Genomic DNA, 18379 nt, shown 5'->3' on the forward strand with positions numbered 1-18379 from the left:
TTATGAAAAAGTATGCCTATAATGAAATCACTCTTATGCAGTATATTATTTTAATTAATGGAGTGCAGGTGGGCACTGGCGTTTTATCGCTTCCACGTGTGCTTGCAGAAAAGGCTGGAACAGATGGATGGATAGCTATATTGATTGGTTGGATTTTCTCCACAATATCAGGTGTGTTTATAGTGAAAACAGCTGCAAGATATCCTGAGGATACGATTTATGATATTCTTATACGATTGTTTGGAAAAATAGTAGGGAAAGCATTCGTTGTTATTTACATGATGTACTTCGCTTTTTATTCTTGTATCGTTCTTATAAACGCTATGCTTTACCTTAAGGGATGGCTTCTCCCGAAAACGCCTGACTATATCGTTATCTTTTTGTTTTCGATTCCTACCTATTTTGTTGCACGTAACGGTCCTAGTATTTTAGGACGATACGCCGAACTTTTTTTTTATATGGCGCTTTGGATTCCGATATTTTTTTTAATCCCTCTTATAGGGAATGGAAGTTGGATGCCGTTCTTTCCGCTTTTAAAAGAAGGGTGGAAACCTATACTAACCGCTGTACCAAGCACTGTTTATGCTTATTTAGGGTTTGATATTGCTTTCTTTTTATATCCATTTTTACAAAAAAAACAGTATGCAGTTCATGGAATGGTTATAGCAAACACCTTAACAATGTTATTTTATTTATTTGCTACTATTGTTTGCTTTGCCTATTTTAGCCCTGATAGCATTACGCAATATAATCAACCGGTAATAAATTTACTGAAAGTAATTGAATTTCGTTTTTTAGAACGTTTTGACATGATTTTATTGGCTGTTTACTTAACCATTGTTTCCACATCATGGATCCCTGCCCTATACTGTTCTGTATTTTGTTCTAGCCAATTACTTAGAAAACAAAATCACAGCTCTCATGTAGTTGTTCTCTTATTGCTTATTATCGGATTCACATTTTGGACCCATCCTAGTTGGAATGAATCCGAAATTTGGCAACAGGTATTATCGAATACTGGATTAGGAGTAACATATATATTACCTATTATCTTATGGCTGTATTGCTGTCTATATGAGAAGTTTCGCCAGGGGAGGATACATTGAAAAGAAAAGTACTATGTTGTATTTTGTTATTGGTGTTCTTGATGACTGGATGCTTTGATCAAAGAAATGTTGAAGATGTTTCTCTTACTCTTATTCTTGGTATCGATTTAGATCCTAATGATAATTTATTAGTGTATATATCAAGCCCTGTTTTCAATAAAGAAGCAAAAATAAAAGAAGAAACTACTGGTGTGAAATCTGCTACGGTTCGAAAAGCAAGAGACCAATTTGATGCTACGGTTATGGCGCTTACCGCCGGAAGTAAAACGCAGGTTATTTTAGTTGGAAAAAGGCTACTGAAACAAAAAAACTGGGAAATTTACCTTGATCCATTTTACCGTGATCCCAAAAATACAGTTACCGCAAGGGTTGTCGCTGTAGATGGACCTGTTTCAGACGTCATCTTCTATAGTCCAAAAGATAAACCGCGACTTCCTATATATTTAACAAAACTAGTTGATACCGCTTTTTTAAGAAATATCACGGTGAAAACAACACTTCAAGAATTATATGAACAAAGAGCAGACAAAGGGCTAACAGCAAATATTACTGAACTGAAAAAAAAGAATAAAATATGGGTGACAGGTACAGCCTTATTGGATGAAAAAGGAAAGTATAAATTAACGCTGAAACCTGATGAAAACAAACTCTTACGCATTTTGCAACAAGGAACTGCAGGGGAGTTACCATTTACAGTTCCAATTAAGCTAAATTCAGATAGTCAAGATAAAGATTTGATAAGTTTTACTGCCTATGGTATTAAAGTAAAGACAAAGGCAAGATATGATGATCATTTTATATTTAATGTAGATGTAAAGATGAGAATCGGTATTACAGAACGACTTTTTTCGTTTAACACTAGAAAGGACGCAGCAAAATTACAAAAGGCGATTGAAACTAAGTTGGAAGCTGATTTCAAGCAATTAATAAAAAAAATACAAACCGCCAAAATTGATCCTATTGGGCTTGGAGGATATGCAAGAACATACACATATCCGGAATGGAAAAAAATACAAAATAATTGGGGTAACGAATTAGCAAAAGGCGATGTAAACGTCAAGGTTAAGATTAAAATTGCCGGAATGGGTACGATTAAGTAACATGAATTCAACTGTGATTCGTACTAAGATTGCAAGTACTGTCTGTTTTAGAAGGAGAAATGCCTTTAATAATAGTGCCGCCACATCGCTATCTGGGCTTTTCCGTTATAGGTAACATTTTTCAATGCGTAAATAAGAAGGTTCTAGTGTAAAAACTTCAGAGCAATTGCGCCAGAATCACTATTGGATCAGTTTAGTTCCATAATAATTAAAAAAAAGATTCGATATTCTGAAGTTAAAAGTAAAAAATGAAATTATGAAAGGTAAATTTCAAATAATGCTAATGTTTTATAAAAACATTGTATACGAAGGGATGTACCATTTATGATTGATGAGAAAACAATACAAATTGTGCAGTCAACGGCTCCAGTATTAAAAGAGCACAGTATAGAAAAGGAATTGATTCATTATGAATCGTTTAGCCCATTTGCAATTTTAGGTGAGTAACTAATACCGGATAGGGTTATAGTCATAATAATGTAAGTAAATAGTTTTTTTGCGATACTTCAATAGTGAAGTATCGTTTTCTTTGTATAACTAAAGTCCAACTATGGATTCTGATGTAATGTTGAAAAAGGATCCCAAGTAATGATTGGTCTGTTGTAATACTAAGTAACTATGATGAAATTGAATCTAAAAAGTATTATGCTAATAAAATAGCGAAAAAATTTTTGGAAAAGCAAAAAATAATAGAGCTTAGATTTGCAATAATAAATGTTTTTTCATTAGATAATTACTTTACCAATAATCGGGATGTTTGCGGATACATTTATTTTTGGGATACATAATTATATTTAGAGAATACCCAGTTACAGTATTTGAATTTTTAATAAGAAGGGATGCGAAGGAATGAACTCACAGAGACAAGGCTATGCAGGCTGGTGGCAAGGCGGACACGGTGGTTGGCCGGGGGTGGTTGGCAAGGTGGACACGGTGGTTGGCCGGGTGGACACGGTGGTTGGCAAGGTGGACACGGTGGTTGGCAAGGTGGACAAGGGGGTTGGCAAGGAGCAAACGGCGCTAGGAAAGGTGGACACGGTGGTTGGCAACAGGGACATGGTAGATGGGTAGGTGGAAAGGGGGATTGGCTAGGTGGACACGGTGGTTGGCAGGGTGGACACGGTGGTTGGCAAGGTGGACATGGTGGTTGGCAAGGTGGACATGGTGGTTGGCAAGGCGGACATGGTGGTTGGCCGGGCGGACACGGTGGTTGGCAAGGCGGACATGGTGGCTGGCAAGGTGGACATGGATATTAAAAAGATACTATAAAATCATTTTTTTATGCAAAGTTTGTATATTTAGTATAATTGTATATTTTCATTTGTATAGTAAGGATATAATGAAAACAGCAAAAAAATCCTGTGAAGTAGGGATTCTATCCGTAAAATTAAAGCAGTGGAAATGTCAAAAGAACAAAAGACACCACTTTTTATTATTCAAGAAGAAAGAGACTATCAAGTTCAAGCGAAAATCGAAATTCCTCTTTGGAAAGAACAACTAAAAGAACGAGATAACATGGATTATCGACTATATCCAAAGTTAAATCTCTTATTTACAGAAGATTATAGAGAAATAAGTAAACCGGATGAATATTATAATTCTGCTAATATCCCTGAGTATGTTATAGATGCTATTGCTGCTTGGGTGCAAGGAAGATTGCAATTAAATTAGCAACCATATGTTTTAATAAAGACTTTCTTTCTGTAATCAAAATAGAAACATTTTTATTAGGTTATCTGTTTTTTAAAAGCACTCTTTGAAAAGGAGTGTTTTTTTTATTTTTCTTTTGATTTAATTACCGAAAAAAGTATCTTGTACTCCATTTGTAACTTTTTCTAAATAGAATTTTTCTATAAAATAAGGGGCTTGCCTTTTAAACAAATCGTTATTTGTAACACTTTTATCAAAGCAAAGTTCTCGTGACATCACTTTGATATTCAAAGACATTAATAACCTATTGTATGAAATTTTTCGAAAATTTAGGTTTAACATCTTTAAAATAGGTGTATTACATATTACATAACAACTAAATAAAAAATCTAAAGGAGGAAAAATACAATGCATAAGAATGAAAGAAAACCGGTGGTTCATGAATATGATAATGAACATGAAGTAGCTATGAAAGTAAAAGAGCTAGAATTACAAGGGATTCACCAAGATGACATTTACGTCTTAACACATGAAAAACATCTAACAAAAAAGATTGCGGATGATACAAACATAAATACGATTGGAGTAAAAGAACAAGGATTGGGAACAAGTATTATCAACTTTTTCTCCAAAAAAGGGGACGAACTTCGAAATCAAATGGAAGAAATGGGGTTGTCGAAGGAGGAAGCTAACTTATATGAAGAAAAACTAGATCAAGGGAAGATTTTACTCCTAGTAACAGCTGAAGTACCAATGGCGAATGATAGGCAGCCGCAAAACTATCATTCTCTGTAATAAATTGCAACATCTGATAAATAGGTAAGGTAATTATTTTAGGTTGTAGCATGGAAAAAAATAGAAGTAGAGAAGGGTGAGAAAAATGAAACATACAATATTTAAATATGCTGTGATTGGGGTTACGACCGGAATCATGGTCTCCTTATTAAAAAAAGAAAATCGGAAAGCTATACAAACAGCAGGAAAAAGCGTAAAAGACAAACTACAAGAAGGGAACATAAAGGAAACATTAGAGAAGGTAACTGAGACAAGTAAACAATTCTCTGTAAATGCAGCTAATGTTGCAAAACAAACATTACCACAACTGCTTACAGCCACACCAGTTGTCATTTCTACCATTAAAGATTTAACAGAAAACGAAAATAACAAAAAGAAAAAAGATGAAAAGGATTACGAAATAAATCAAAGTAGTAAGGACATAGACGGAGAAAAAACGAAAAATGAAAAGAAATATATGAAAGAAGGGAAAGAAGAGAGTGCTTAGATTTAATTCTAAAAAGAGAAAGTGAGGAAAAAAGTATGAAATCTCTGTATGCAATTGACGTAGGAATTGGCTTTACCAAGCGGGCATATCGACAGGATGTAGATTCTGAGGTGACGATTAAGAGTGAAGCCTCTACACTAGCACCTGTACCCAATCATGCTGAAAGTGAAGATTTAACAAAGGTAAGTTTTATAGACTTAGACTTTGCATACTACATGGGAGATGAAGCACATCAATCTGACGCTTCATTTCTTCCTCCATTTGGTGAAGAAATAGAAAATTATTATGAAAGCGACCGGTTTAAACAACAAATATTTGGTTGCATTGCAAAGGATTATAAAGAAAATGTCGTGTTGCCTTTAGTTGTTACCGGGCTTCCCGTTACTTGTTTTGGTAGTCAGCATGAGCAATTACAACGTGCACTAAAAAAAGAAACTTCCGTGCAAATTGATGGGAAATTTATTCATATTACGGTGGAAAATGCTTTGATTCTTCAGCAACCGGTCGCTTTACATGCCTATTTCTTAAAAGAGGGAATCATTCAGGAACGAGATCGTATCTTAATTATTGATGGCGGATTTCGTACATTAGAAATGACAGATATGAAACAGAATGTCATTTTAAATCATTATGAGACGGAACTAGGATGTAGCAAGCCTTTGAAAAATATTAAGAATATCGTGCAGAATCATACGGGTGAAAGTAATCAATTCCATATTAACGACATGCCAAACATATTAGAAAAAGGATATGAATGTCGAGAAGAAAATCATCAGACAAGTCAGGTTGATACTTTGATTCAAAAAGAGTTGGATGCACACTTCCAAGATGTTATGCGTGTATTACAAGAACAATTTAAGTTAGACCAGTATGACACTATTATTTGGACAGGAGGAATAGTAGATCTCCACAAAAAACGAATTGAAAAAATGCAAGGTGAAATTTCTTCTTTCCGTATGGTAGACGCTTCGAAAGAGGCTGCACTTCATGGATACTACATGATTGGAAGTCAAGTATTTGACGACATCACCAATCAATCTGCATATGAATCTAAATTATAATAACGATCGAAATGGATTTCGTTGAATAGACGTGCCAAATTATGTGGCTTCTTTGCCACATATAAATAAGAAAAGATAAAAAGTGCTTGTATAGAGGAAATGTTTAAAATTGAGAATAAAAATAGCTAATATATAGGGGGTCTTCCTTTTAACAGAATAAGACCTCCTATGCCATTTATTTTGTAATTTAGTTGATTTAAAAACTTTTTCTCCAAGGCATGAATACCTACATACAAATTTCATATTACGGATATGATTCGATCAAACATAAAACTATTTAGAAAGGAAGAATAATATGGAATGTATAAAAATGCCGAAATGGAGTTGGTATCATGTGAAAACTAGTGAGCTTGAAAAACTTTCTTCTATAATCCCTCGTGATGTAGCATCTTATTTCTCTCAATTTGTAAAGAAAATAAGTTCTCCTTGTGAAAATGGATTATATGTTTATACGTTATCACCAAGTCAAACTTGTGTATATGGTTCGTTTTTATTTGATCAAGATAAAAAGGACGCCAAAATTCAAAAATTCCTTCATTATTTCGTAGCTCATGGAATATTGATAACGTTTCAGGAAAAAGAGGAAGAGGACTTTCAGAAATTAATACATAATGCCTCTTTTAGTGCAAAAAATTGTAATAGTTCCGCTGAAGGATTATGTGCTATCTTATCAATGTTTATATCTCACTACTTACGAAAGGTCGACTATTTCGAAAACAATTTTAGGAATGTCTTATGGGATTTTTATCATCATAATAACATAGCAGTTTTAGAAAGGATTTATCATATTCGTCATGAATTATTTATGAACACACATGTGTTTCGCTTAATACAAGAAGTGTTACAAGGCCTGGAGGAAGCTTGGTTAGAAAACCTAACAAACACCCTTTGTTATAAACAAACAAACGTAAAATTAGAGCGTGGATTACAACTTGTTAAAGAGTATCAAGAAGAATTAGACACGATGATTCATTTACAAGAAGTTGTTTCTTCTCATCGTGGGAATGAAATTATGAAAGCCCTTACTGTATTAACTGCTGTAAGTACGCCTTTGACGGCCTTAGGAGCATTGTGGGGGATGAATTTTAAATATATGCCTGAACTAGAATGGAAATATAGCTATTTAATTGCTCTCTTATTTATTATTTTCACAACAGGAGGTATGTATATGTATATGCGATTCAAAGGATGGACAGGTGATTTATTACGAGTAAAGAAAAAGAAATCTTTTTTTAAATCAAATTAATCCTGTTTATAAAAAATATGATAGATATATGGTTAGTAATATTTCTTAATTGGGGTAGCTTCACATCACCATCAAGCTAAGATTTTGAGACACCCCCATAACGGAAATTTTACCTTTTTACAGTTACTTATGAGAGTTTGGCTTATTTCTTTCATTTTGGAGAACAATTAATTTCTAAGTGGATGGGCATGGGGTATCGCTAGCATTTTGGCAAATAACCACGCTAAGAGTATGCAAGATTATATACAGTTAAAGGCGAACCCTAAAACCGCGCCAGGATAGGAATATATATAAATATGCATAGAATTATAGAAAAAGAAAAAGGTGAATCCCTTGTGAGAATAAGATTTCGCCTTTTCCTTGCTACCGATAATAAGACGTTATGTCTACAAATCTTGTATAGAATATACATAGAAAAACTGTAAAACTACTACTGATTCAAGTCACGATCTTCGTTTACATATTTTAGGTTTTGTTTCCGTATAACACCTCATTGGGATTTATAACTATATTAAAACCACAACTATTAAATAAAAAATTGTATTTTACATAATTAATTCAATCAATTGACTATTTATTATGCCTATAAAAAAATTTAAAAAAAGTGGATGATAATTGGAATAATCAAATTGCAATTTAAATTATAAAATGTTGGCATGAGTATTGTAGTAGATATAATTGAAACCATAAAAAACAAAATATATTTGATTAAATGAATGCCTGTAAAACCTGTAGTAAACTATATAGGAAAATGCCACATTCCCCACCAAAAACCGATAATTATTGAAGGTTTTAATGGGGAATATTTTTTTGAAGCTCCATTAGTGTAACACCTCTCCAACCTAATTTTTTCTCCTAGAGGTCCGGAAACAATAGTTTTAACAAAGTAATAAATTAACAAACCCCATGAAGTTCTATTAAAAATTGAATCCGCTTCACTGTTAATTGACACAAGAAACAACATCATCAAAAATATAATTACTTGAATGGTGCTTACTGTAAGAATTATAGATAACCTAATCTTATTTTTAAATCTATCTTTTACGAATTGTAAGAAACTCTGACCAGGATAGAGTTTCTTAAATAGCAAGACAAAAGCAAAGATGGAAGACCATGCTGATATAGCATTACATCAAAAATCCAAACTGGAAAATTTAATAACTTTATTACTCCTACAAGAAGAAACAGTGGACAAAAAATAATGTTGGTTAATCAAATAAAACTTACCACTGTTTTATTTGATTTTTCATCTCCATTTACATACATTCCCACCTTAGGTTGAATTTTAGAAATAATATTTTTGTTCGGCCCAGCATTAAAATAACGCCGAATTTCCTTACTATTATAGCTGTATATTTAAAAGATATTACATCAGGACCAATACTTGAAATAGGTGCATCTACATTAGCTACCGAAACTCCATTCACAAAGAGATAGTGAAGAGATACATTATATTCATGAAAAGTTAACATAGTACCCCTATACTTAAACTTCACCATTTTCACTTCGCTTAGAAGTGAGGAATTCCTAAGTAAAGTGTTCAATAGAAATCAAATTTATTAGGCTACCCCTGCAGTCTTTGCGGTTAGAGGCCTTATTGCATCATCATTTAGATTGCTACTTGTTAATATTCCAATCACGAGGTGCGCCACAAGAAGTGCAGTCCCATTAGATTCAGATTTTTAACGTCTTTGTTTTGATATCCACAAATAGAAGTGATTTGAACGTAAGGAAATTGTAAGAAATGCATAAGAAAAAAGAAATGTTTATTGTATAGGATACAAATATAGAGAAGCGTAAAAGAGGGAGGTAAATAGGATATATTTATGTGAAAGCCAAACTAGTAATAAGAGCATTCTAAATGAAAAAACATTTATGGTATTAACATACATGTGAAAAAGAGAGGATTTACCGTTTTTTATCACAGAATGGTGCCTGTAAAAATAATCAATATGAAGATGCTCTCTGTTTAGTTAGTAAGAAATAATATACAACCGCCCATACTATATGAATAGAGAGCAAGAGTGTTTTATGAAAATATATAGTTAACTTCCATTTGTAGATATGGCATTTTTCATTGCCGGAACTTCTTTATTATACCTAACACCAGTCTCAATTATAAAAACAGGCTCCACTCAAAATATACTTAGGTCATTACAAATAAGTAATCAACGAGATCATACTTCCGTCGAACAAGTAATGCAAAATACATTGCAACTTGGATACCCCGGGATAATCGCTATAGAAAAACGTGGGGGGATGCAGTGGCTGTAGCGGATATAAGAACTAAGAAACCGATGAAAACAGATGTTTGCTTTGACATTGGAAGTGTAACGACTTAAACAATTTTTTTCTTATTTGCTTGGTGGCAAATTACTGAAAGAACAGCAACTAAAACAAATATTCACTACAGTTTCTACAGGAAAGGGAGGAATCAATGGATATGGTCTAGGAATCTATGAAATTAAAATTCCTAACGTTGTCTCGATAGGGGGACATACAGGTGTTATTCCAGAATTTAATACTTTTGCTGGAGGGACACATGGAGGGAGGCATATGTTGACGGCAATTTGAACAGTATGGGTAGAACCGAGAATCCTGGTCTTTTTAAAAGTATTTTACTTGTTGAATTTAGACAGTAGGGATAAAGACGGAATAGTAGTTTATGTGATGTTTGTAATTGAACAAATAAAAGATGAAATCAATCATTTATCTAAGGAGGCATTTTTCTTATGGAAAATAAATTATCTGGGGTGTTAGCCGCTACTTTGGCTCTAACGATGAGTCTACCAACAGGAGCTATAGCCTCTTCTAGCAGTAAGACTCCGGTTGTATCTAGCCAAGAAGTTGGAAGCAAAGATTTGGAGAAGATTGCTGCAGAGAACGCTGAACTACTCACGAATTCCTATGAGACTACTAGCGTGCAGTATGCGCTGATTGATAATGGTAAACTTATTTTGTCGGGGCAGACAGGCAAGAACGACATAGAAGGGAAAGAGCCACTAACCAAAGATACTCTATACGGAATTGGTTCAACCAGTAAAGTATATACAGCTGCGGCTGTTATGAAACTAGTAGACGAAGGAAAAGTTGATTTGGATGCCCCTGTTGCCCGCTATATTCCTGAGTTCAAAATGAAAGATAAACGATATAAGCGCATCACACCGCGTATGTTGTTGAATCACTCTTCGGGTTTGCAAGGTTCCACGTACAATAATGTATTTTTATTTAAAGATAATGATGCTTATGCCCATGATATCTTGTTGCAGCAATTGTCCAACCAAAACTTGAAGGCAGACCCTGGTGCGTTCTCAGTATATTGTAATGATGGTTTTACGCTGGCTGAGATCTTGGTAGAGAGAGTCAGTGGTATGAGTTTTACTGAATTTCTACATCAAAAGTTTACAGAGCCATTAAAACTGAATCATACGATAACATCGCAAAACAAATGGGAAGACGAAAAGCGGGCTGGACAGTATTCTCCGAAATACCAGGGACAGCTTCCAAGTGAAATGGTAAATGCGATTGGTACGGGAGGAATCTCTTCTACTGCAGAAGATGTGGTGCGATTCTCACAAATATTTATGGGACAGGGAAAAGAAATTCTCTCTAATAAAGCAGTCAAGGCGATGGAACAAGAAGAATATAAAAGAGGCATGTGGCCGGAAGATAGCGAAAACGTGTTCAACTATGGTCTTGGCTGGGATAGTGTGAAACTATACCCATTTAGTGAATATGGGATAAAAGCGTTGACTAAGGGTGGGGATACGGTACTGCAACATGCCACATTGGTCGTGCTTCCAGAGCAGAAGATGGCAGCAGCTGTATTGTCCTCCGGCGGCTCCAGCACGACAAATCAACTGTTGGCAAACAAATTACTGTTAGCTAGGCTTAAAGAGAAAGGGACAATTAAGGATATTAAACCAGATAAATCCTTCGGCAAGCCAGTCAAGGCTAAAGTACCTCAAGATGTGGTAAAAAAAGCGGGTTTTTATGGAAATATCCAAAGCCATTTCAAAATAGAAATTACGAAGAAGGGAGAACTGTTTTTACCAACTAAACTGGAAGAAAAATATGTATATACGGCGGATGGAAGCTTTATAAATGAGAAGGGTACCTCCAAGCTTAACTTCGTTACTGAGAAGAATGGAAAAGTTTATTTGAGAGAGAGCACATATGAATTATCGCCGGGATTGGGGCAAAATGTGTTGACTCAATATTTAGCCCAAAAATTAGAAAACAATGTGTTACCGAAGAAAACAGCTGCTGCATGGGCGAAGCGTGAGGGTAGCAAGTTCTACCTTGTTAACGAAAAATTTAATTCAATGAACTATCTAGGACTACTAATGCCACTAAACACACAAATTACGCTCAAGGATGGGTATTGGGACGGCAAAAAAATTACAGGTCCAAATTCGGCGGCACATCAAATTCAGATTCCCGTGATAAATGGGCGGGATACGACGGAAGCTCATTTCTATACAGAGAATGGTAATGAATATATGGAGATGGCCAGCTTTTTATACGTCAGTGAATCTAACGTAAAATCCCTTGACACAGGTCAATTATCGAAAGTTACACTGCAAAAAAATGGGCATGCGAAATGGTTTACAATCCCGCAAGAGGCAGCAGGGAAAACGATGAATGTGGAGTTGCCACCAGGAAGTTCATTTGCGGTGTATGATGAGAATGGAGTATGCGTCAATTTTACCGTTGTTAGTGCCAATAACAAAGTAAAACTACCAGAGAACGGGACGGTTGTATTTGCTGGCGCACCGAACTCAGAATTTACAATTGCGTTGAACTAGCTACAATTTAAGATGACCTTTAACAAAACCAGTAAGGCACAGAAAAGATGTGTTACTGGTTTTGTTTGTATTTATGCATTCTCAATGAAAAAACTTAAATAATACCACGTTTAAGCACTTTGAACTCCCAAAAATTCTGATATTTTTTGTCCTATGCCAATTAATTCATCTCCACCTACTCACTTCGCGTTCCTTGAGGAAGGAGTCTCCTTGGCTAAAATGATAAAATTATCGATAAGATTGGCACTTTTTCATGTAACCAATAATGTACCGCTATCATTTCTACTTAAGAAATTAATAATCTAAAAACGAAAGAGCTATCTTGTTACAAGTTAGCACAAAATTTGTGCTGGGGGTAGTTGTATTTTCTTAGCTTGATAGCGATGGATCCTGCCAACAAAACAAGAATTTCGTACGCTAAGGAATTATTAGGTGTCTTACATCTATATTTGCTAATAAAATGATTTATATAAATAATTTGTTATAATTCCGTTTTTCGTTTTGAGGAAATTCTGAATTCTCAACTTGATGTGCATGGTGTAGTGCCATATCCTCATCAAGTTAAAGTTTTGATGTCCCCGCAATGATAAAAATGGTGAATATTTATTTGAAAGATTAGAGCTCTCCTTCTTATAGGAGGGCTCTAATCTGTGTTTAAAAACTATATCATATACATGGGGGGCAGACTCATTATCTGAAATTTGTCCGGATTCAATTTAGAACATGGCAAAAGAGAACTTGCGATTAAAAACAAGCTCTCTTTAAAAGAAATAACGTAATTGAGATACTTGTATAGTAACAATTGTTTTCTTTTAATTCCATATGTCTTATGTTGAGAAATAAATTATAAGTGGCTTGATAAAGCTAAAATGAATGATTGACATAATATTTTGACGATAATATAATGAATCTCGAATTCAAGATAACTTGTAAAGGATTGGTAATTATGAGCGTGATTAACGATGAAAGCCTATCTTTAAAGTTATTTGTTATATTATCAAGGGAATTACAGTCAATCACTAAACGTATTGAAAAGGATAAAAAAATTTATGGACTTAAACCAACTGAATTTGCAGTGCTTGAGCTACTATACAGTAAAGCCGATCAGCCTATAAAAAAATTTGGGACAAGATATTACTTGCAAGTAGTAGTATCACGTATGTAGTGGATAGGTTGGAAAAGAAGAGTTGAAAACCATGTCCTAAAGACTGCCGTGTCACGTATGCATCAATTACTTCAGAAGGTATTGAATTGGTGGATACTATTTTTTCTCAGCATAAAGAGAGGATTCAGCAAATATTTGGTAGTTTGGACTATATTGAGAAAAAATGATAAGTAAACAGTTGAAAAAGTTAGGATATTACGCACAGAAATTGTAAGTTTTTAGAGATTATTTCTGTTTAGTAATATCCTAATTAAATATAAATTAAATAAATAGGAGGAAAAATTAATAAATGGTAGTAATTTTATTATAATGAAAAATGAATAAAATATGTAATTTCAATTGGTATAGTAGGAAAGAAAGTTGTTCTGTTAACGTATACATATTGTCCTTTTCATTATAAATCTTTCATAAAGCGGAGAGTGGGTATCAAGAATGGAATTACGTCATTTAGAGTATTTTATTCAAGTTTGTAATAATAATAGTTTTACTAAAGCTGCGGAAGTTCTAGGTATTTCACAGCCGACTTTAAGTCAACAAATCCGTGTGTTGGAAGGTGAACTTGATACACCCTTGTTTCATCGAGTTGGAAGAGGTATCAAAATGACAGAAGCGGGTAAGCTGCTATTTGATAAAGGAAAATTTATCATGCAACAATTTGATGACGTTTATAATGAAATTTTTGAATTAAAGGGTGTAAAAAGAGGTGTGATTACTATAGGAGGTTTATTAGAGGATCTCACTTATCTAACACCTTATATTATGAAGTTTCAACAACAATATCCCAACATCATTGTAAAAATTATAGAGTCCGAAGTTGCTGTAAATCAAATCGTTGACAAAAATATTGATATAGGGATTACACGTAGTGCTCAAATTCCAGACACATTAACAAGCACCCTTTTGTATAGCGAAGAGCTTGTCCTTGTCATTCCAAAAAAACATCCTTTGAATGAAACATCATTTGTTTCTTTTCGAGAATTAGTAGGACTGAGTAGAATAATGGTTTCATGTAGTTGTCGTGAATCTATTAAAATATATTGTGAGAGTTTAGGATTATCTTTATCTGAAGCAAATATAGAAACAAAATCTTCTATTTCTCTATTGAGCCTTGTATACAATGGTCATGGGGTTGCCATAATACCTCTTTCACTGGTTGATTTTGTTAATAATGATACTTTGAGCATAGTTCGTATTACTGATCCAACACCAAGGCAAGATATTAATCTTATTCACTTTGATGATAAATTTTTAAGTTTTGCAGCACGTATCTTTATGCAGAAGTTAAATGAACCTGAAAAAGTATTAGTATAATAGAAATAATAATGATTATAGTGTGAGAATTAAAAATGATACATAATTCTTAGGATAAGACCTAAATTACAGTCAAAGGGCAAGTAGATTTATCCCGCTTTAACGGGCAGTAAGACCCCCACCTCAAAATTCAGCGGAAGCAAAGAAGTTAGGTGGGGGATCAACTGTCCGTAAAAGTCCGATTGGTGAGGGCTGATAATCAGTGGGGGATGAACAAAACCCCCACTGATTAAAGTTTCACTTTATATGTGTGGTGTAGTCGCTTCAAAAGGGAATATCATGGACTTTTACTTAAGGGAAAAAGGGCAGACTTTGCAAGGAGAGAAGACTGTTAAAAACAAGTCAAGTTAATCAATAATTTCTTCGGTCTTATCGCATAGTAATAGATTCCATTAGGGATATACTGCTATTTCTTTCTACATATCCTTATTGCATAAAGAAAACCACCGGCATTATACCGGTGGTTTTGACTTAGAAAGCAAAGCAAGTACAACCAATACCCCATTTAGTTCCATCTTTTCCTATTACGGTATGAGTGTGTTGATGGAGAGGGTTACTGCAACTATGTAACTTGTGATCATGGGCATCGTGAGAAAGTATAGTGTGGGCTAGATTAGCACCACCATAACCATAAACTCCCGTCGGTGACCAATCAGGTGATGCTGGCGGCAATTCAGGTGATAAATTTTTAAATTCATCATTTCCATAAACAACCTGCCCACCCATAATGGTGAGTAATGATTCAAGGTTCTTGATTTCTTCTTCTGGCACAGTAAAGTAGTCAGCAGACAATACAGCAATATCAGCAAACTGACCTACTACAAGGGTTCCCTTTTTACCTTCATCACCAGAGAACCACGCACTTCCTTTTGAATATAATTCCAGGGCTACTTTTCTATCAAGTTTATTTTTTTCATCGTATATCGAAAGACCACCAATGGTTTTTCCGGCAACCATCCAGTAAAGAGCGACCCAAGGGTTATAACTGGAAACTCTAGTTGCATCACTACCAGCACCAACAGGTATACCTAGGTCTAACATACGGTAAATCGGGGGAGTATGCTTTGCAGCTTCCTTTCCGTATAAATCAACAAAGTATTCACCTTGAAAAGCCATGCGGTCTTGAATGGCAATACCACCATTTAAAGCCTTAACACGTTCCATACTACGAACTGAGATTGTTTCTGCATGGTCAAACCACCATCGTAGACCATTGAAAGGAATTTCTTTGTTAACTTCCTCAAAAACATTTAAGAATCGTGTGATTGACTCGTCATAAGTTGCATGTAAACGGAATGGCCAACGGTTTTCTACCAATAGAGAAATCACTTTCTTTAAGTCAGCTTCCATCATCGTAGCTAGTTCGGGCCGTGGCATTTGAAATTTTTCAAAATCGGCTGCCGAGAATACTAACATTTCTCCGGCACCATTCATTTTATACTTATCATTTCCTTGACCTGGAGAAACAATTTTTGCCCATGAAGCAAAGTCTTCATATTCATGATTAGGATTTTGCGTAAATAGATTATAAGCAATACGCAAAGTTAATTGTTCCTTCTCGGCTAAATATTCAACAACTTTGTAGTCGTCAGGATAATTTTGGAAACCGCCGCCTGCGTCAATGGCACTTGTAATACCTAATCGATTTAATTCGCGCATAAAATGGCGAGTTGAGTTAATCTGGTCGTCAAAATTAAGTATTGGAGCTTTACCCAAACTTGAATAAAGAATAGAAGCGTTAGGATTGGCAATTAAAAGGCCCGTAGGATTACCTCGTTTATCCCGCTCAATTAAACAACCTGGAGGGTCTGGGGTATCTCTTGTGTATCCCAGTGCACGCAGCCCTGCACGATTTACAAGTGCTCTATCGTAAAGATGTAGCACAAAGACAGGTGTGTCTTCAGAAACAGCATTAATCTCTTCTAAAGTTGGCATCCGTCTCTCTTTAAATTGAAATTCAGACCAACCTCCAACTACTCTTACCCACTGAGGAGCAGGTGTACGCCTTGCCTGCTCTTTGAGCATTTCGAGAGCAATGGTAATTGAAGGAACGCCTTCCCATCGTAATTCCATATTATAATGAAGACCGCCACGAATAACGTGTATATGAGAGTCATTCAGGCCTGGAATAGCTCTTTTTCTTTTAAGGTCTATTTTTTTTGTTTTTTCTGTGGCACTATTAAGAAGCTCATCTCCACCTACTGCAGTTATTAAACCATCAGTTATGGCGATAGCAGATACCTCAGGTTGAGAGGGATCAAGGGTAGTAATTTTTCCGTTATATAAGATTATATCCGGTACATTCATATTCACACCTCGCCTACTTCCTATTATTTTGTAACCATGGATGAAATAGTTTGCCGAAAATCGGCATAACTACCCATGATAGCAAGGACACTATACATACAGAAACAAAAAAAGCCGACATAATAGGATTCATATGTTTTATAATAGGTCCTATCAATTTAGGAACTAACATGCTAAGAGGCCATACCCCCAGAAGGGTAACGATAGACATTTTCCATTTTGGCGGTGGAAATGGTGTTTTCGGAGTAACAAACCAATAAGCCAAACTGCTTTCAGTTTTGTAAGTTGGATTAGTAACTTGAAATTGTTCTGCGGTTTTTAACAAATCTCGGCGAATATCTGATTCTTGCCAAGCACGTAGATGCTCATACGTATCAAAGCGAAAAATAACAGTATACTCTCTGGATTCGTTATTGGGGACTATTAGATTTACGCCTAAATGCCCTGGGAATTTAGTAGCGGCAGCTTCGATTTCATGTCTCCATGTTTCAAACTGTTTTTCTTTCCCTTGTTGAATTTCCCATGTAACAATCGTTGTTACTGGATCAGCAGCATCCATCGTGTTCCCTGTATAAGTCTCTTCGACAGCTACTCCTTCTTGTTTCATATTTTCCTGCTTGGAAGCGCGCCATGCACCATAGTATATGCGTATTCTACACCTTGACCATAAGCACCAGTGTGTTCCTTTACAATCTCCATTACAGCATCATAAGTGTCTTTGTGTGCCCAGTCACGTTGGTATTCAAGTAAAACTTGAATGGCTGTCACTGGAATTGCACCAGCTTGTTCTACACGACGCATAGCAGCGTTATGTGCTGTCAAACTAGTACCACCTGAAGCATCGTCAACTGCATACACCTCATAGCCAGCTTTCATTGCTTCAAGCACAGGGAATGCAAGGCAAACTTCAGTCCAAAGTGCTGCAAATATTAATTTCTTTCTACCGGTTGCTTTAACCGCTTCAACAAATTTTTGATCTTCCCAAGAGTTCATTGAACTGCGTTCTATAATTTCATGGTTTGGGAATATGTCAAGAATTTGTGGCCAAAAATAGCCAGAAAAGCTGCGTGTCTCAACTGTAGTAAGAATAGTAGGTACGTTAAAAGTTTTTGCTGATTTAGCAAGCAACATAACGTTATTAATCAATGTTTGTCTATCAATACTTGCAACTCCAAAAGTCATTTGAGGTTGAAAATCAATCAAAATTAAGGCACTATTCTCCGGATTTAACAATTCTAAATTACTCATAATAAAACACTCCTTTTGTAATTGTTCAAAATATTTTTGAAAGTAATGTTTTTTCTGTTAATTAAAGTTGTAATCATAAAAATAAAAGCTCTGCT

Annotated in this window: 13 protein-coding genes and 5 pseudogenes; 13 read left to right on the forward strand and 5 right to left on the reverse strand. The window is 35.1% G+C overall.

Going from position 1 to position 18379, the window contains the following annotated elements; all coding sequences use genetic code 11:
- Positions 1 to 2 precede the first annotated feature (2 nt).
- The 5 genes and pseudogenes from DN390_RS08235 to DN390_RS08255 all read left to right on the forward strand — a co-directional run.
- Complete coding sequence (locus DN390_RS08235) at positions 3 to 1106, forward strand: GerAB/ArcD/ProY family transporter (protein ID WP_098538965.1); 1104 nt, start codon at positions 3 to 5, stop codon at positions 1104 to 1106.
- Positions 1103 to 2206, forward strand: a complete 1104-nt coding sequence (locus tag DN390_RS08240; protein WP_147807096.1) for a Ger(x)C family spore germination protein — start codon at positions 1103 to 1105, stop codon at positions 2204 to 2206. Before DN390_RS08235 ends, DN390_RS08240 begins: the two co-directional genes overlap by 4 nt.
- A 324-nt stretch (positions 2207 to 2530) precedes the next feature.
- Positions 2531 to 2653: a flavoprotein gene (locus tag DN390_RS08245; RefSeq protein ID WP_000564622.1), complete on the forward strand. Its 123-nt coding sequence runs from the start codon at positions 2531 to 2533 to the stop codon at positions 2651 to 2653.
- Positions 2654 to 3055: 402 nt separating this feature from the next.
- A pseudogene (locus tag DN390_RS08250) lies at positions 3056 to 3462 on the forward strand (hypothetical protein).
- 115 nt (positions 3463 to 3577) lie between these two features.
- A pseudogene (locus DN390_RS08255) lies at positions 3578 to 3877 on the forward strand (alpha/beta hydrolase); the annotation flags it as partial.
- A gap of 120 nt (positions 3878 to 3997) precedes the next feature.
- On the opposite strand, the gene DN390_RS31065 reads toward DN390_RS08255, so the two are convergent.
- Entirely contained in the window at positions 3998 to 4153 is a 156-nt protein-coding gene (locus DN390_RS31065; protein WP_147807098.1) for an acyl dehydratase, read from the reverse strand.
- A gap of 111 nt (positions 4154 to 4264) precedes the next feature.
- Here DN390_RS31065 and DN390_RS08265 point away from each other — a divergent pair, with 111 nt between their 5' ends.
- The 4 genes from DN390_RS08265 to DN390_RS08280 all read left to right on the forward strand — a co-directional run bounded on the left by DN390_RS08265 (position 4265) and on the right by DN390_RS08280 (position 7445).
- Positions 4265 to 4651 (forward strand): YflT domain-containing protein, encoded by a 387-nt coding sequence (locus DN390_RS08265; protein WP_147807099.1) that lies wholly within the window; start codon positions 4265 to 4267, stop codon positions 4649 to 4651.
- Between the two features lie 85 nt (positions 4652 to 4736).
- Positions 4737 to 5138, forward strand: a complete 402-nt coding sequence (locus DN390_RS08270) for a peptidase U61 (protein ID WP_147807100.1) — start codon at positions 4737 to 4739, stop codon at positions 5136 to 5138.
- A gap of 35 nt (positions 5139 to 5173) precedes the next feature.
- The gene (locus tag DN390_RS08275) at positions 5174 to 6199 is read left to right on the forward strand and encodes a ParM/StbA family protein (RefSeq protein ID WP_147807101.1); all 1026 of its coding nucleotides are present in this window, start codon (positions 5174 to 5176) and stop codon (positions 6197 to 6199) included.
- Positions 6200 to 6494: 295 nt separating this feature from the next.
- The gene (locus tag DN390_RS08280; protein WP_060631436.1) at positions 6495 to 7445 is read left to right on the forward strand and encodes a magnesium transporter CorA family protein; all 951 of its coding nucleotides are present in this window, start codon (positions 6495 to 6497) and stop codon (positions 7443 to 7445) included.
- Positions 7446 to 7910: 465 nt separating this feature from the next.
- On the opposite strand, the pseudogene DN390_RS31070 reads toward DN390_RS08280, so the two are convergent.
- Positions 7911 to 8648, reverse strand: a pseudogene (locus DN390_RS31070) (CPBP family glutamic-type intramembrane protease).
- A gap of 1134 nt (positions 8649 to 9782) precedes the next feature.
- Between DN390_RS31070 and DN390_RS31750 the strand changes: the two are divergent.
- From DN390_RS31750 to DN390_RS08310, 4 genes and pseudogenes are all read left to right on the forward strand, one after another.
- A pseudogene (locus DN390_RS31750) lies at positions 9783 to 10087 on the forward strand (serine hydrolase domain-containing protein); the annotation flags it as partial.
- 90 nt (positions 10088 to 10177) lie between these two features.
- Positions 10178 to 12253, forward strand: coding sequence for a serine hydrolase domain-containing protein (locus DN390_RS08295; protein ID WP_147807102.1), 2076 nt, complete (start codon positions 10178 to 10180; stop codon positions 12251 to 12253).
- Positions 12254 to 13199: 946 nt separating this feature from the next.
- Positions 13200 to 13632 (forward strand): annotated as a pseudogene (locus DN390_RS31075) (MarR family winged helix-turn-helix transcriptional regulator).
- Positions 13633 to 13850: 218 nt separating this feature from the next.
- The gene (locus DN390_RS08310) at positions 13851 to 14729 is read left to right on the forward strand and encodes a LysR family transcriptional regulator (protein WP_147807103.1); all 879 of its coding nucleotides are present in this window, start codon (positions 13851 to 13853) and stop codon (positions 14727 to 14729) included.
- A 471-nt stretch (positions 14730 to 15200) separates the two neighbouring features.
- Here the strand turns inward: DN390_RS08310 and DN390_RS08315 are convergent, their stop codons facing one another.
- The 3 genes from DN390_RS08315 to DN390_RS08325 are packed head-to-tail and all read right to left on the reverse strand — an operon-like array spanning position 15201 to position 18284.
- Complete coding sequence (locus DN390_RS08315) at positions 15201 to 17036, reverse strand: amidohydrolase (RefSeq protein ID WP_147807104.1); 1836 nt, start codon at positions 17034 to 17036, stop codon at positions 15201 to 15203.
- A gap of 13 nt (positions 17037 to 17049) precedes the next feature.
- A complete protein-coding gene (locus DN390_RS08320) occupies positions 17050 to 17643 on the reverse strand; it encodes an antibiotic biosynthesis monooxygenase (RefSeq protein ID WP_147807105.1) in 594 nt (197 codons plus the stop codon).
- A complete protein-coding gene (locus tag DN390_RS08325; RefSeq protein WP_147807106.1) occupies positions 17640 to 18284 on the reverse strand; it encodes a hydrolase in 645 nt (214 codons plus the stop codon). The genes DN390_RS08320 and DN390_RS08325 overlap by 4 nt, the downstream gene beginning before the upstream one ends.
- Positions 18285 to 18379 lie beyond the last annotated feature (95 nt).

The organism is Bacillus sp. SH7-1 (genome assembly GCF_008042405.1).
In the GTDB taxonomy this organism is placed as follows: domain Bacteria; phylum Bacillota; class Bacilli; order Bacillales; family Bacillaceae_G; genus Bacillus_A; species Bacillus_A thuringiensis_N.